The 13,719-nt window shown below is 60.1% G+C and carries 12 protein-coding genes; 8 read left to right on the top strand and 4 right to left on the bottom strand.

The window, feature by feature from the left end; translation table 11 throughout:
- Window positions 1–36: 36 nt before the first annotated feature.
- Window positions 37–357, bottom strand: a complete 321-nt coding sequence (locus KL786_RS17230) for an ElaB/YgaM/YqjD family protein (protein ID WP_032861155.1) — start codon at window positions 355–357, stop codon at window positions 37–39.
- A 165-nt stretch (window positions 358–522) separates the two neighbouring features.
- On the opposite strand from KL786_RS17230, the gene KL786_RS17225 reads away from it, so the two are divergent.
- Window positions 523–774, top strand: coding sequence for a hypothetical protein (locus tag KL786_RS17225; RefSeq protein WP_032861154.1), 252 nt, complete (start codon window positions 523–525; stop codon window positions 772–774).
- A gap of 41 nt (window positions 775–815) precedes the next feature.
- Here the strand turns inward: KL786_RS17225 and KL786_RS17220 are convergent, their stop codons facing one another.
- Entirely contained in the window at window positions 816–1,271 is a 456-nt protein-coding gene (locus KL786_RS17220) for an LEA/WHy family protein (RefSeq protein ID WP_032861153.1), read from the bottom strand.
- A gap of 8 nt (window positions 1,272–1,279) precedes the next feature.
- On the bottom strand, window positions 1,280–2,707 hold the full coding sequence (locus KL786_RS17215) for a nucleobase:cation symporter-2 family protein (protein WP_032861152.1): 1,428 nt from the start codon (window positions 2,705–2,707) through the stop codon (window positions 1,280–1,282).
- Between the two features lie 234 nt (window positions 2,708–2,941).
- Between KL786_RS17215 and KL786_RS17210 the strand changes: the two genes are divergently transcribed.
- On the top strand, window positions 2,942–4,567 hold the full coding sequence (locus KL786_RS17210; protein ID WP_215518388.1) for a methyl-accepting chemotaxis protein: 1,626 nt from the start codon (window positions 2,942–2,944) through the stop codon (window positions 4,565–4,567).
- A gap of 45 nt (window positions 4,568–4,612) precedes the next feature.
- Here the strand turns inward: KL786_RS17210 and KL786_RS17205 are convergent, their stop codons facing one another.
- The gene (locus tag KL786_RS17205; RefSeq protein WP_032861150.1) at window positions 4,613–5,407 is read right to left on the bottom strand and encodes a helix-turn-helix transcriptional regulator; all 795 of its coding nucleotides are present in this window, start codon (window positions 5,405–5,407) and stop codon (window positions 4,613–4,615) included.
- Window positions 5,408–5,691: 284 nt separating this feature from the next.
- On the opposite strand from KL786_RS17205, the gene KL786_RS17200 reads away from it, so the two are divergent.
- From KL786_RS17200 to KL786_RS17175, 6 genes are all read left to right on the top strand, one after another.
- Window positions 5,692–7,056, top strand: a complete 1,365-nt coding sequence (locus tag KL786_RS17200) for an APC family permease (RefSeq protein WP_215518387.1) — start codon at window positions 5,692–5,694, stop codon at window positions 7,054–7,056.
- 9 nt (window positions 7,057–7,065) lie between these two features.
- Window positions 7,066–8,166, top strand: a complete 1,101-nt coding sequence (locus KL786_RS17195; protein WP_215518386.1) for a DmpA family aminopeptidase — start codon at window positions 7,066–7,068, stop codon at window positions 8,164–8,166.
- A gap of 415 nt (window positions 8,167–8,581) precedes the next feature.
- Entirely contained in the window at window positions 8,582–10,030 is a 1,449-nt protein-coding gene (locus KL786_RS17190) for a serralysin family metalloprotease (protein ID WP_032861147.1), read from the top strand.
- 72 nt (window positions 10,031–10,102) lie between these two features.
- Window positions 10,103–10,471 (top strand): AprI/Inh family metalloprotease inhibitor, encoded by a 369-nt coding sequence (locus KL786_RS17185; protein ID WP_032861439.1) that lies wholly within the window; start codon window positions 10,103–10,105, stop codon window positions 10,469–10,471.
- 175 nt (window positions 10,472–10,646) lie between these two features.
- Window positions 10,647–12,398 carry a type I secretion system permease/ATPase gene (locus KL786_RS17180; RefSeq protein ID WP_032861145.1) on the top strand — a complete coding sequence of 584 codons (1,752 nt, stop codon included), beginning with the start codon at window positions 10,647–10,649 and terminating at the stop codon, window positions 12,396–12,398.
- Window positions 12,395–13,717: an HlyD family type I secretion periplasmic adaptor subunit gene (locus tag KL786_RS17175; protein ID WP_215518385.1), complete on the top strand. Its 1,323-nt coding sequence runs from the start codon at window positions 12,395–12,397 to the stop codon at window positions 13,715–13,717. The genes KL786_RS17180 and KL786_RS17175 overlap by 4 nt, the downstream gene beginning before the upstream one ends.
- Window positions 13,718–13,719: the final 2 nt, after the last annotated feature.

The following is a 13,719-nucleotide window of genomic DNA, read 5'->3' as shown; positions in this document are numbered from 1 at the left end:
CCGGGGCGGACTGAGCCGCCCCGGCCGTGGAATCGATCAGTGGCGACGGCCAAGCAGCAGGCCAACCACCAGGCCAAAGCCGGCTGAAATCGCCACGGTCTGCCAAGGGTGGCCACCGATGTAGGTTTCGGTGGCATCCACCACCGGCTTGCTGCGCTCACGCACGCTGGACACCGAGTCCAGGGCCTGCTTGAGCTTGATCGCTACCTGCTCACGCAGGGTTTCACCTTCTTCTCCCACCAGCGATGCGCTGCTTTTGAGCAGTTTGTCCGATTCCTCGATCAGGGCCTGGAGTTCGCTGAACGCCTGGTCCTTGATTTGCTCTTCGACAGCTTGGGCAGCGGTTTTACGGGCCATTGAGTAGCTCCTTGCGGGGTAAGTGGGCAGTGAACAATGGAGTCTTCAAGCACGGCAAAAGTTGCAGTTTTTTTTCGTCAACTGCCGGGGCAATGAAAAATCCGAATTCGGACCTTTCGACCTACAGTGTAAGATGTCACCTATTTGTGCAGCAGGTAATTCCACATGAGCTTCAATCTGGCCAACAAGCCCCTTGCCGAGCGCGCTGCGCTTGAAGATGAAAAGTCCCGCCTGTATGACTTGTGGCAAAGCAACCTGGGCAAGGCCAAGGGCGAGGGCGCCCGGCTGTTTGGCGAGCGCTCCAAGCGCAAGGGCAAATGGGCCGAATGGGTGCGTTCGGAACTGGACAGCATGTCGCCACCAGAATTTGCCAACATGGTGCGCAGTGAAGTCAACCGCCTGATGGCCGCGAAGTAGGAGCAGCCAGCGCATCCATGTGCCAGTGAACTCCAGGCTGTTTACTTGGGTAAGTCCAACGTGCCGCGATCAACAAAACGCATCGTGCCAAACAACCCACCGGCCAGTTTGCCGCGCAGCACATAGGGCAGGTTGTTCAGGCTCTGGGTCTGGCTCAGGCCCAGGGTCTGGCGCAACACCGAAAACGCCGAAACGCTGACGGGCACCATCAGTACGGTCTCGGAAAAACGTGGGATGGATCCCTGTTGATCGCTGACCCCGGAGGCCAGCGGCCGGCCATTGACCTCCAGATCCAGGGCCACGCCGTTGTAGTCGATCGCCGTTTCGTTGGGGTTCTGCACCCGCAGCTTGACGGCAAAGCGCACTTCCAGGTCCTGGCTTTGCAGGGGTTCGATCCCGACCACATTGATGTTGACCGGGTCGCGATTGGGAAACAGGGCGCAGGCACTCAGGCTGAGCAATATCAGGGACAGGGTCAGGCCGATCAATCTGCGCATAAGGGTTCCTATTTCGTCGGGTCCGGGTCCTGCATCACTTTGAGGGTCGAGGCTTCCGGATCAAATTCATCTTCTTCCAGTTCCATGAACTCTTCAGGCAGGAAGATGTTCAGCAGGATCGCACAGAATGCACCAACGGTAATCGGCGACTCGAAGATGTTATGCAAGGCCTTGGGCAGTTCGCGCAGCACTTCCGGTACCGCCGCCACGCCCAGGCCCATCCCCAGGGAAATGGCCACGATCAGCACATTGCGCCGATGCAGTCCGGCCTCGGCGAGGATCTTGATCCCGGCCACGGCTACGGTGCCAAACATAATCAGGGTCGCGCCACCCAATACCGGCTTGGGCATCAGTTGCAGCACCGCGCCAATCATCGGGAACAGGCCGAGCAACACCAGCAGGCCGGCGATGAAATACGCCACGTAGCGGCTGGCCACGCCGGTCAACTGGATCACGCCGTTGTTCTGGGCGAAGGTCACCATCGGCAGGCTATTGAAGGTGGCTGCCATCACGGAGTTCAGGCCATCAGCCAGCAGGCCGGACTTGATGCGCTTGATGTACAGCGGGCCTTTGACCGGTTGTTGGGAAATCATCGAGTTGGCTGTCAGATCACCGGCTGCTTCCAGCGGGGAAATCAGGAAGATCACTGCCACTGGGATAAACGCTACCCAGTCAAACGAGAAACCATACTTGAACGGCACCGGCACGCTGACCAGCGGCACCTGGGGCAACGCCGCCAGGTCGACCCGTCCCAGCCACCAGGCCACGATAAAACCCAGGGTCAGGCCGATGACAATCGAGCCCAGGCGCAGGAACGGGTTATTGAAGCGGTTGAGCACCACGATGGTCAGCAACACCAGGGCGGCCAGCCCCATATTGCTGGCTGCGCCCAAGTCGGCGGCGCCGTAGCCGCCGGCCATGTCGGTGACGGCGACCTTGATCAGCGACAGGCCCATCAAGGTGATGATGGTGCCGGTGACCACCGGGGTAATCAGCTTGCGCAGCTTGCCGATGAACTGACTGAGCACCACTTCGATAAACGCCGCAAAGAAACAAATGCCGAAGATCGTCGAGAGGATTTCATCAGTGCCGCCGCCCCGCGCCTTGACCATGAATCCGGCACTGAGAATCACACTGATAAAAGAAAAGCTGGTGCCTTGCAGGCACAGCAAGCCCGAGCCCACCGGGCCAAAGCGCCGCGCCTGGACAAAGGTGCCCAGGCCGGAGACGAACAGCGCCATGCTGACCAGGTAGGGCACTTCGCTTTCCAGGCCCAATACACCCCCGACGATCAGGGTTGGGGTAATGATCCCGACAAAGCTGGCGAGCACATGCTGCAGGGCGGCAAACATCGCCGCGGTGAAGTGCGGACGGTCTTCCAGACCATAGATCAGGTCCGATTTGTAACGTGGCTGAGGGGCTTGAGCGTCAGACAAAATACGTGCTCGGGTCAGAAAATGGAGGCGCAGGATGCCAGAAAGCGCCCGCTGTCAAAAGTGTGAAAATATATTTCTCCGATCCATGCAAAAAGCCTCAAGCCGGCCGATACCTCTTATAGGCCCACACAACCCTTATAACAGTGGCGCCGAACAGTCATCTAAGCGCGTTGACGCTAAGTGATCGTATCGCGGCAAGGACGCTCGCAGTCATCCCTCTTTGAGAGCTTTCCTATGTCCCTCCGTAATTTGAACATCGCACCTCGGGCGTTTCTCGGTTTTGCGTTTATTGCGTTGTTAGTGATTGTTCTGGGGGTGTTTGCCGTCAACCGTATGACGCTGATCCGCCAGGCCTCGCTGGACATGGGGGCCAACCAGTTGCCCAGTGTCGGTTACCTGGCCAACATGACCGAGAATGTGTTGCGCCTGCGCATTCTGTCGTTCCGTGTCCTGGTCAATCGCGACCCCGCCGCCCTGCAAGAAGCCCAAGTGCGCATCGGGGTCCTGGTCGACAAGGCCCGGCAGGCCCAGGCGGGATATGCCGCGATGCCGGCAGGTGCCGAAGAAGCTGCGTTGTACAAGACCTTTGCGGCCACGCTGGACAACTACCTGAAAGCCCAGGCCGAAATGCTTGCGTTATCCCAGCAGAACAAGGTCGAGGACATGCGTGCCCTGATCAACAGCCGGATCAAGGACGGCACGGATCAGATGGGCGAACAGCTCAATAAGCTGATTGCAATCAATGCCGCCGATGCCAGGCAGGCCGGTGAAGACGCCGGTCGCAGCTATAACGATGCGATCAGTGGGATAGTCGTGGTGTCGGTGGTCGCGGCGCTGATGACCGTATTGCTCGCCTGGCTGCTGACGCGCAGCATTGTCACGCCGCTGCGCAAGGCCGTGGCGGCCGCGCAAACCATCTCCAGTGGCGATCTGAGCAAGGTCATCGAGGACGACGGCAAGGACGAGCCCGCCCGCCTGATCGGCGCCCTGGCGACCATGCAGGGCAACTTGCGCCAGACCATCCAGCACATCGCCGGTTCAGCCACGCAACTGGCATCGGCCGCCGAAGAACTCAGTGCGGTAACCGAAGAAGCCTCCAAGGGCTTGCAGCAGCAGAACAATGAAATCGACCAGGCCGCCACGGCGGTCAATGAAATGACCGCCGCCGTAGAAGAGGTGGCGCGCAACGCGGTGTCCACCTCCGAGGCTTCGGCCCAGTCGAACCAGGCCGCGCGGGAAGGGCGCGACCGGGTGGTGGAGACCGTGGAGGCGATCCAGACCATGACCCAGGACGTGCAGAACACCTCGGTGCTGATCGAAGGCCTGGCCACCCAGGGGCGTGATATCGGCAAGGTGCTGGACGTGATTCGGGCGATTGCCGAGCAAACCAACCTGCTGGCCCTCAACGCGGCGATCGAAGCCGCTCGTGCGGGTGAAGCCGGGCGCGGGTTTGCCGTGGTAGCCGATGAAGTACGCGCCCTGGCTCATCGCACCCAGCAGTCGACCCAGGAGATCGAGAAAATGGTGGCCGGGATCCAGAACGGCACCGGGGACGCGGTGCAGTCCATGCAACAGAGCAACCAGCGCACTCAAAGCACTCTGGAAATGGCCCGCGCTGCCGGTGTGGCGCTGGAGCAGATCACCCAGTCCATCAGCCTGATCAACGAACGCAACCTGGTGATTGCCAGTGCATCCGAAGAGCAGGCCCAGGTATCCCGCGAGGTGGACCGTAACCTGGTGAACATCCGCGACCTGGCCACCCAGTCAGCGGCCGGAGCCAACCAGACCAGCGCCGCCAGTCATGAACTGTCGCGCCTGGCGGTGGACTTGAATGGGATGGTCGCGCGCTTCGTGATCTGATCACATCACGGGTATGGGAGCTGTATTGGGCAAGCGGCGGCGTCCCTAGGGGTTATCCAGGTCATGCCCCAACGACTGGATAAACAACGAAAACAACTCCGGCTGCGACGAGATATCCAGCTTGGCGTACAGGTGCCGCCGATGCACCTTGACCGTGTCCGGCGAGATACTCAGGCGTTCGGCCATGGCCTTGGACGAAAACCCGCGTAATACCAGGCGGGCGATTTCCAGTTCGCGCTCTGACAGCACGCCACTGCCAAAATGACTCAACGCATCGCGTATCTGGCTGGCCATGGCTTCGCCCGCCGGTGCGCGTTGGGTGCTTTGCTGCCAATGCTGCTGCATCAACGGCAGCACCCACGCCGCCAATAGCGTCAGCAGCCCGGTTTCAGTCGCGGTAAATACCCGCTGCATGCCCAATGACAACGACAAGGTGCCCACCCCGGGCAGTTGCAGGATGAATTGCACTTCATCCTCCAGCACGTTGTCGTGGAAGTAATTGAGGAAGTATTCACTCTGGCGGAAATGGTCTGGCGCCACTTCTTCCAGGCGATACACGCCACTGGCATACCCTTCGCGGCAGGCCTGGAAGAACGGGTCGAGCAAGTACAAGCCATTGAGGTACACCAGCATCGACGCCGGTTTGCTGGTCGGCTGCGCGTCGTACTCTTCCAGCGCCTGGGGTGGGCCGTCCACCGGGTAGAAGATCGCCAGCGCGTTATCGAAGGCCAGGTTCTGGTGCAGCAACAGCACTAACTGCTTCCAGAAGCGCTCGGTGCCAATTTGCGACACCGTACGGCCCAGGCCCGCATGCATGCCGATTTCCCGAAACAGGCTCATGTGAAGGGTTCCGATGGCTGAAAGATTGGCCAAGGGTTCGGTTTTTACCTGGCCCCGTCAAGGGGAGTACTCCAATAGGGGAATTGGCCGGCGCAGTGGCAACACCTACATTCCCTGTAGGAGCGAGCTTGCTCGCGAAAAACCTGAGCGCGCTGCGGTTACCCAGTCAGCACGCGTTTGCGTTGACGTCTTTCGCGAGCAAGCTCGCTCCTACAATAAAAAAATTGATCGCCCCTACTTTTTCGTTTCTGCCTCAAACCAAGAATAAACAAGAGGATAACGATATGAGCACAACCCTCGCGCCCGACGGCGTGCTGAAACCTACCTTGAGTGTGTTCGATGTGGTGGCCATTACCGTTTCGGCGGTGACTCCGGCCAGTTCCGTGTTTGTTATCGCCCCGTTTGCAATCCAGCAAGCCGGGAGCGGTGTGTTCCTGGCGTTTGTGATGGCCGGGTTGCTGGCGCTGATGTTCGCCTTTTGCTACGCCGAACTGGGGCGCGCCCATAACAGTGCAGGTGGCGAGTACGTGTACGCCAAGCGCGTGTTTGGCGGCATGGCCGGCTACGCGACCTTCCTCACGGTGCTGGTGATGCTGCTGTTTATCCCGCCGGTCCTGGCCACCGGCGCGGCGACTTACCTCAATAACGCCTTGGGTACGAAGTTCGACTCACAAACCGTGGCCCTGGTGATTGTGGTGTGCAGCTACGCCCTGGGTATTCTCAACATCAAGCTCAATGCATGGATTACCGGCACCTGCCTGCTGTTGGAAGTGGCGGCCTTGCTGGTGATTGTGTTTATCGGTTTCGGTAACCCGGTGCAGCCCGCCAGCGTGCTGTTCCAGCCGCAGATCGTCGAAAACGGCGTGCTGCACCTCGCGCCCTGGGCCCTGGTGATCGGCGCTGTCGGCATCGGCCTGTTCTCGTTCAACGGCTATGGCCCGGCAGTGTTGTTGGCCGAGGACATGAAATGCGGCGGCAAGGGCGTGCACAAGGCTGTGCTGTGGTCCCTGGGCCTGGTGGTGGTGATCGAGTTGGTGCCAATCACCGCGCTGTTGATCGGCGCTCCCTCGCTCAGTGAGATGATTAGCAGCCCGGACCCCATCGGCTATCTGCTGACCAGCCATGGCAACGAAACCCTGTCGCGGCTGGTCAGCGCCGGGATCTTCCTCTCGGTGTTCAATGCGATTGTCGCCATCGTGATCCAGATCGGCCGGGTCGTGTTCAGCAGCGGCCGCGATGCGCTGTGGACACCGACCATCAACAAACTCTTCACCCGTATCCACCCGCGCTGGGATTCGCCATGGTTGGCCACGCTGTTCCTGGCAGTCCCTTCGGCGCTGCTCAGTTTCAGCTCCAACCTGGCCGACCTGACGTCCTTCAGTGTGTTGCTGATCATGCTGGTGTACCTGATCGTCGCCTTGAGCGCGCTGATGAGCCGGGTGCTGTTGCGCGACCGCGAGCATCCGTACCGCATGCCCCTGTGGCCGGTGCCGGCATTGCTGGCCGTGGCCGGCGCGGGTTATCTGTTGCTCACCTTGTTTATCGCAGCATCCATGCGCGACATCATGATTATCATCGGCCTGCTGGCGTTGTCGGTGGTCCTGTATTGCATCAGCGGCCGGTCGAGTCCGGCGTTTCAGAAACTGTAAGGAGTGGTTATGCGCGCACGTCAATTGGGCATTACGTTGGGGCTGGGGATACCCGGCGAATTGAATGCGATTACCGATGTCCCTGGGGTTCGGGTCGGTCACAGCACGGTCAAGGCGCAGATCGATGGCAAGCAGGTGCGCACCGGGGTCACGCTGATCCAGCCGCGGGCCGGTGCTGCGCGCCTGCAGCCGTGTTTTGCCGGGTATCACGTGCTCAATGGCAACGGCGACGCCACCGGCCTTGAGTGGATCGGCGAAGCCGGGCTGTTGACCACGCCCCTGGCGATCACCAATACCCACAGTATCGGTATTGTGCGCGACACCTTGATCGCCCTGGAGCGCGACAGCCTGGCTGACCCGGCGGTGTACTGGTGCATGCCGGTGGTGATGGAAACCTATGACGGCCTGCTCAACGATATCTGGGGCCAGCACATCGGCCCGGAGCATGTGCTCCAGGCCATGGCCAATGCAGAATCGGGCCCGGTGCAGGAAGGCGCCGTGGGTGGCGGCACTGGGATGATTTGCCATGAGTTCAAGGGCGGCATTGGCAGCGCCTCGCGCAAGTTGCCAGGGGAGCAGGGCGGCTGGACCGTTGGCGTGCTGGTGCAGGCCAACCACGGCAAGCGCCAGGAACTACGGGTCGATGGCTATCCGGTGGGGCGACACTTGATGGAAATTGCCTCGCCATTTGCCAATCGTGGCACCCCGGGCATGGGCTCCATCGTGGTGATTATCGCTACCGACGCACCGTTATTGCCCCACCAGTGCCAGCGCCTGGCGCAACGCGCCTCCATCGGTATCGCGCGCACCGGCGGCGGCACCGAGGATTCCAGTGGCGATCTGTTCCTGGCGTTTGCCACCGGCAACCAGGACCTGCCGGCGGCAGATTACGGGCGCAAGGATTTACCGCTCAGCACGGCACTGAACATGGTCAATAACGATCATATTTCGCCGTTGTTCAGTGCTGCGGCGGAGGCGGTGGAAGAAGCCATCATCAACGCGATCCTCGCAGGGGAGGACATGACCACTGCCGAAGGTGTTCTGGTGCCGGGTTTGGATGGGCAGACGTTGCTCGAAGCGCTGCACCAGACCGGTTGGCAACGACCTTGAAATCGCCAGCGAATCATCGACGTATTAGCAAGCTGTCAATAATAATAAAACAATGGCCGTTTAATATTTACAATGACACGGTGGCACTTTAAAAGTGCACCCCACTCAATATATTGGATCCATTCAATATTGAAATGTGACCTGTCTGGCATTTAACTGTTTAGCATTATTTAATATTTAAATAGCCGGACTTGCGTCGCGCTGCTCATTACGCAGGATAGAAAGACGTATTTCCCAATGTTTGCAGGCATTATTCGTTCTGCGCACTTTCCTGGCAAAAAAAGTGCTGGACGTCTGATTTCAAATTGTGTCAGTTTTCTTTCGCCTTCATAAGAGGCGAGTGATAGGACGCTCTCGCCGGAGAGCGTCGCTATCGGACAAAAACTGTTCCACTTGCAAACAAGGAAGTACGTTTATGTCGAAAGTAAAAGACAAAGCTATTGTCTCGGCAGCTCAAGCAAGTAGTGCCTATTCACAGATCGATAGCTTTAGCCATTTGTATGACCGTGGCGGCAATCTCACGGTCAATGGCAAACCGTCGTTCTCTGTCGACCAGGCAGCGGACCATTTGCTGCGCGAAAACGCGGCCTACCGGGACGTTGACGGCAACGGCAGGATCGATCTTACCTACACCTTCCTGACTTCGGCCTCCTCGGCGACCATGAACAAGCATGGTATCTCCGGGTTCAGCCAGTTCAGCAACCTGCAAAAAGGCCAGGCCGTGCTGGCCATGCAATCCTGGGCTGATGTGGCCAATGTCACCTTCACCGAGAAAGCCTCGGGCGGCGACTTCCACATGACCTTCGGCAACTACAGCGCGGGCCAGGATGGCGCCGCGGCTTTTGCCTATCTGCCGGGCACCAATGAGAAGTACAACACCAGTGGCACGGATGGCACTTCCTGGTACCTGATCAACCGAGGCTACACCGATAACATCAACCCTGGCCTGAACAACTACGGACGCCAGACCCTGACTCACGAAATCGGCCACACCCTGGGCCTGGATCACCCTGGCGACTACAACGCCGGGACCGGCAACCCGTCTTACAAAGACGCGGACTACGGCCAGGACACCCGTGGCTACAGCGTCATGAGCTACTGGAGTGAGTTCAACACCAACCAGAACTTCACCAAGGGTGGGGTAGAGGCCTATGCCTCCGGCCCGCTGATCGACGATATTGCGGCGATCCAGAAGCTCTACGGTGCCAACTACAACACCCGTGCCGGTGATACCACCTACGGGTTCAACTCCAACACCGGGCGCGATCACCTCAGTGCCACGTCCAATGCCGACAAGCTGGTGTTCTCGGTGTGGGACGGCGGTGGCAATGACACCCTGGACTTCTCCGGCTTTACCCAGAACCAGAAAATCAACCTCAACGAGACCTCGTTCTCTGACGTGGGCGGCCTGGTGGGTAACGTGTCGATCGCCCAGGGCGTGACCGTGGAAAACGCCTTCGGTGGCTCGGGCAACGACCTGCTGATCGGTAATGCGGCGGCCAACACCCTCAAGGGTGGTGCCGGCAATGACCTGATCTACGGTGGCGGCGGTGCTGACAAACTGTGGGGCGGTGCGGGTTCGGACACCTTTGTGTTCGGTGCCAGTTCCGATTCCAAGCCAGGTGCAGCGGATCAGATCCTCGACTTCACCTCGGGTTCGGATAAGATCGACCTGACCGGTATCACCCAGGGGAGCGGTCTGAATTTCGTCAACGCCTTCACAGGCAGCGCCGGTGATGCCGTGCTGACCTACGCCTCGGGTACCAACCTGGGCACGTTGGCGGTGGACTTCTCTGGGCACGGTGTGGCGGACTTCCTCGTCACCACCGTGGGCCAGGCGGCCTACAGCGACATCGTGGCTTGATCAAGGCTTAACGAAGGGCGGCGCCCTGGCGCTGCTCTTTGCTTGCAACAACCCCGTGAACGGGTAATGGTGATGACTATTTTTCGCAACGCAATCGCCTGGTTGATCCCGGCATTGCTGGTGTCGGCAGGAGCCCACGCAATGGCAAGCAGTCTTGTTTTACCCAGCACCACGCAACTGGCCGGCCATTGGCAGCTGCGACAGCAGGAGCAGGTCTGCGAGCTGGATCTGATTGCCCAGCCCAACGGCCTCAAAGGGGATGTGCAGTGTGCGCAACAGTGGCTGGGAGAAAAACCCCAGACATGGCTGCCCACGCCAGATGGAATACTGCTGATAAATGCCGAGGGGACGGGTATTGCCCATTTGAGCCGGCAGAAAGACGGTGAATATACGGTGACTTCCAAGTCCGGACTCGCCTTGATATTGCAGCGCACACAATAATTGAACAAATGGTTATATCGTTATAACCACTGACCGCAGAGTCATTTATTGAAAGTGACAGTCGTCTATCTGTCATTTTTGATGAACTAAGCATAATTGAAGTAGTTGCCTGCCCCATTATGGCGCGCCGGGCAAACTGCTGTGTGTATTTCAGCCCCGGGGAAGATCAAGCAACATGGCGAAGACCACTCCTGCCGCACCCTTGTTTAAGGCCCTTGGCGCTTATAAAAGTATCCTGATCAGCGTCGGCTGTTTTACGGCGTTGATTAACCTGCTGATGCTGGTGCCGTCCATTTATATGTTGCAAGTCTATGACCGGGTACTGTCATCACAGAACGAAACCACCCTGGTCATGCTGACCCTGATGGTGGTGGGCTTCTTTGCCTTTATCGGCACCCTGGAAGTGGTGCGCAGCTTTATCGTGATCCGCATCGGCAGCCAGTTGGAGCGACGGTTCAACCTGCAGGTGTACAAGGCTGCTTTCGAGCGCAACCTGCAACGTGGCGAAGGCCACGCCGGGCAATCCCTGGGGGATTTGACCCATATTCGCCAGTTCCTCACGGGGCCTGCGCTGTTTGCCTTCTTTGATGCGCCGTGGTTCCCCATCTACTTGCTGGTGATCTTCCTGTTCAACGTGTGGCTCGGGGTGTTGGCCACGGCGGGCGCAGTGTTGTTGATCGCTTTGGCTTGCCTCAATGAATACCTGACCAAAAAACCGTTGCGCGAAGCCAGCGGTTATTCCCAGCAGTCCACCCAATTGGCCACCAGTCACTTGCACAATGCCGAGACCATCCAGGCCATGGGCATGCTTGGGGCGTTGCGCAGCCGTTGGTTCCAGGTGCATTCACGGTTCCTCGGCTTGCAGAACCAGGCCAGCGACACCGGTTCGGTGATCAGCTCCCTGAGCAAATCCCTGCGCCTGCTCCTGCAATCTTTGGTGTTGGGGCTCGGTGCCTTGTTGGTGATCAAGGGCCAGATGACCGCCGGGATGATGATCGCCGGGACCATTCTGATGGGCCGAGTGCTCAGCCCGATCGACCAGTTGATCGCGGTGTGGAAGCAATGGAGCTCGGCCAAGCTGGCCTACCAGCGCCTGGATGAGCTGTTGCAGGAGTTCCCGCCCGGGGCGCAGGCCATGGCATTGCCGGCGCCCAAGGGGCAGGTGAGTTTCGAGCAGGTTAGTGCCGGGCCTCCGGGGCGGCGGGTGGCGACCTTGCATCAGGTCAGTTTCAACCTGGCGGCCGGCGAAGTCCTGGGTGTGCTGGGGGCCTCCGGCTCCGGCAAGTCGACCCTGGCGCGGGTGCTGGTGGGCGTATGGCCGACCCTGGCTGGCACGGTGCGCCTGGACGGCGCCGACATTCATCGCTGGGACCGCGACGACCTCGGTCCGCACGTCGGTTACTTGCCCCAGGACATCGAACTGTTCAGCGGCAGCATCGCCGATAACATCGCACGCTTTCGCCAGGCTGACCCCGAGCAGGTGGTGCAGGCTGCCCAGCAAGCCGGTGTGCATGACTTGATCCTGCGCTTGCCCCAGGGCTACGACACGGTCTTGGGCGACGACGGCAGCGGCCTGTCCGGCGGGCAGAAACAACGGGTGGCCCTGGCCCGCGCCCTGTATGGCGGGCCGCGCCTGATCGTGCTCGACGAACCCAACTCCAACCTCGATACCGTGGGCGAGGCCGCTTTGGCCAGCGCCATCATGCAGATGAAAGCCCAGGGCAGCAGCGTGATCCTGGTGACCCACCGCTCTTCGGCGCTGGCCCAGGCCGACAAACTGCTGGTGCTCAACGAGGGCCGACTGCAAGCGTTCGGCCCCAGCCAGGAGGTGCTGCGAGCGCTGTCCGGGCAACCGGAACAACCCCGTGAAAAGGCCGGCGTCAGCCTCAACCGTCAATACCCTGCGGCAAGGAATCCAGGCCAATGAGCACCGATAACAGCCTGCCAAACGAACAGATCTTTCCCGAGCGCGATGCGCGTTTTTTCTCCCGCCTGGGCTGGCTGATGACGGTGGTCGGTGCCGGCGGGTTCTTCCTCTGGGCCAGCCTGGCGCCCCTGGACCAAGGCATTCCTGTGCAGGGTACGGTGGTGGTGTCCGGCAAACGCAAGGCCGTGCAAACCCTGAGCCCAGGCGTGGTCAGCCGGATCCTGGTGCGCGAAGGCGAGGTGGTCAAGCAAGGCCAGCCGTTGTTTCGCCTCGACCAGACCCAAAGCCAGGCCGACGTGCATTCCCTGCAAGCCCAGTACCGCATGGCTTGGGCCAGTGTTGCCCGCTGGCAGAGCGAGCGCGACAGCTTGCCTTCGGTGATGTTTCCCGCCGAACTGAGCGCTAGCCCCGATCCTGCGCTGGCCTTGGTGCTGGAGGGCCAGCGCCAGTTGTTCAGCAGCCGGCGTGAGGCCTTTGCCCGCGAACAGGCCGGGATCCGCGCCAGTATCGAAGGCGCCAGCGCCCAGCTCAATGGTATGCGCCGTGCGCGCACGGACTTGAACGCCCAGGCGCAATCGCTGCGTGACCAACTGAGCAACCTGCAACCGTTGGCCGACAATGGCTACATCCCGCGCAACCGCTTGCTGGAGTACCAGCGCCAACTGTCCCAGGTGCAGCAGGACCTGGCGCAGAACACCGGTGAAAGCGGGCGTATCGAGCAAGGCATTCTCGAATCACGCCTCAAGTTGCAGCAGCACAGCGAGGAGTATCAAAAGGAAGTCCGCAGCCAGTTGGCCGACGCGCAACTGCGCAGCCTGACCCTGGAGCAACAACTGACATCGGCCGGTTTCGACCTGCAACACAGTGAAATCAACGCCCCAGCCGATGGCATTGCCGTCAACCTCGGCGTACACACCGAAGGTGCCGTGGTGCGGGCCGGGGAAACCCTGCTGGAAATCGTGCCCCAGGGCACGCGCCTGGAAGTGGAGGGGCGCCTGCCGGTGAACCTGGTGGACAAGGTCGGCACTCATCTGCCGGTGGACATTCTGTTCACCGCTTTCAACCAGAGCCGTACGCCACGGGTGCCGGGGGAAGTGAGCCTGATCTCTGCCGACCAGATGCTCGACGAAAAGACCGGGGCGCCGTATTACGTGCTGCGCACCACAGTCAGCGACGACGCCCTGGAAAAACTCCACGGCCTGGTGATCAAGCCCGGCATGCCCGCCGAGATGTTTGTGCGTACCGGCGAGCGTTCGTTGCTCAATTATTTGTTCAAGCCGCTGCTCGATCGTGCCGGCTCGGCGTTGACCGAGGAATGAGC

It is taken from the genome of Pseudomonas sp. TAE6080 (assembly GCF_018732265.1).
In the GTDB taxonomy this organism is placed as follows: Bacteria; Pseudomonadota; Gammaproteobacteria; order Pseudomonadales; family Pseudomonadaceae; genus Aquipseudomonas; species Aquipseudomonas brenneri.
This window is presented reverse-complemented; position numbering and strand designations above follow the sequence as displayed.

Bases quoted from the DNA above. Each gene is read 5' to 3' on its own strand.
- KL786_RS17225 (WP_032861154.1), top strand. From the start codon at position 523: ATGAGCTTCAATCTGGCCAACAAGCCCCTTGCCGAGCGCGCTGCGCTT.
- KL786_RS17185 (WP_032861439.1), top strand. From the start codon at position 10,103: ATGACTATTTTTCGCAACGCAATCGCCTGGTTGATCCCGGCATTGCTG.
- KL786_RS17220 (WP_032861153.1), bottom strand. From the start codon at position 1,271: ATGCGCAGATTGATCGGCCTGACCCTGTCCCTGATATTGCTCAGCCTG.
- KL786_RS17175 (WP_215518385.1), top strand. From the start codon at position 12,395: ATGAGCACCGATAACAGCCTGCCAAACGAACAGATCTTTCCCGAGCGC.
- KL786_RS17205 (WP_032861150.1), bottom strand. From the start codon at position 5,407: ATGAGCCTGTTTCGGGAAATCGGCATGCATGCGGGCCTGGGCCGTACG.
- KL786_RS17210 (WP_215518388.1), top strand. From the start codon at position 2,942: ATGTCCCTCCGTAATTTGAACATCGCACCTCGGGCGTTTCTCGGTTTT.
- KL786_RS17190 (WP_032861147.1), top strand. From the start codon at position 8,582: ATGTCGAAAGTAAAAGACAAAGCTATTGTCTCGGCAGCTCAAGCAAGT.
- KL786_RS17195 (WP_215518386.1), top strand. From the start codon at position 7,066: ATGCGCGCACGTCAATTGGGCATTACGTTGGGGCTGGGGATACCCGGC.
- KL786_RS17200 (WP_215518387.1), top strand. From the start codon at position 5,692: ATGAGCACAACCCTCGCGCCCGACGGCGTGCTGAAACCTACCTTGAGT.
- KL786_RS17230 (WP_032861155.1), bottom strand. From the start codon at position 357: ATGGCCCGTAAAACCGCTGCCCAAGCTGTCGAAGAGCAAATCAAGGAC.
- KL786_RS17180 (WP_032861145.1), top strand. From the start codon at position 10,647: ATGGCGAAGACCACTCCTGCCGCACCCTTGTTTAAGGCCCTTGGCGCT.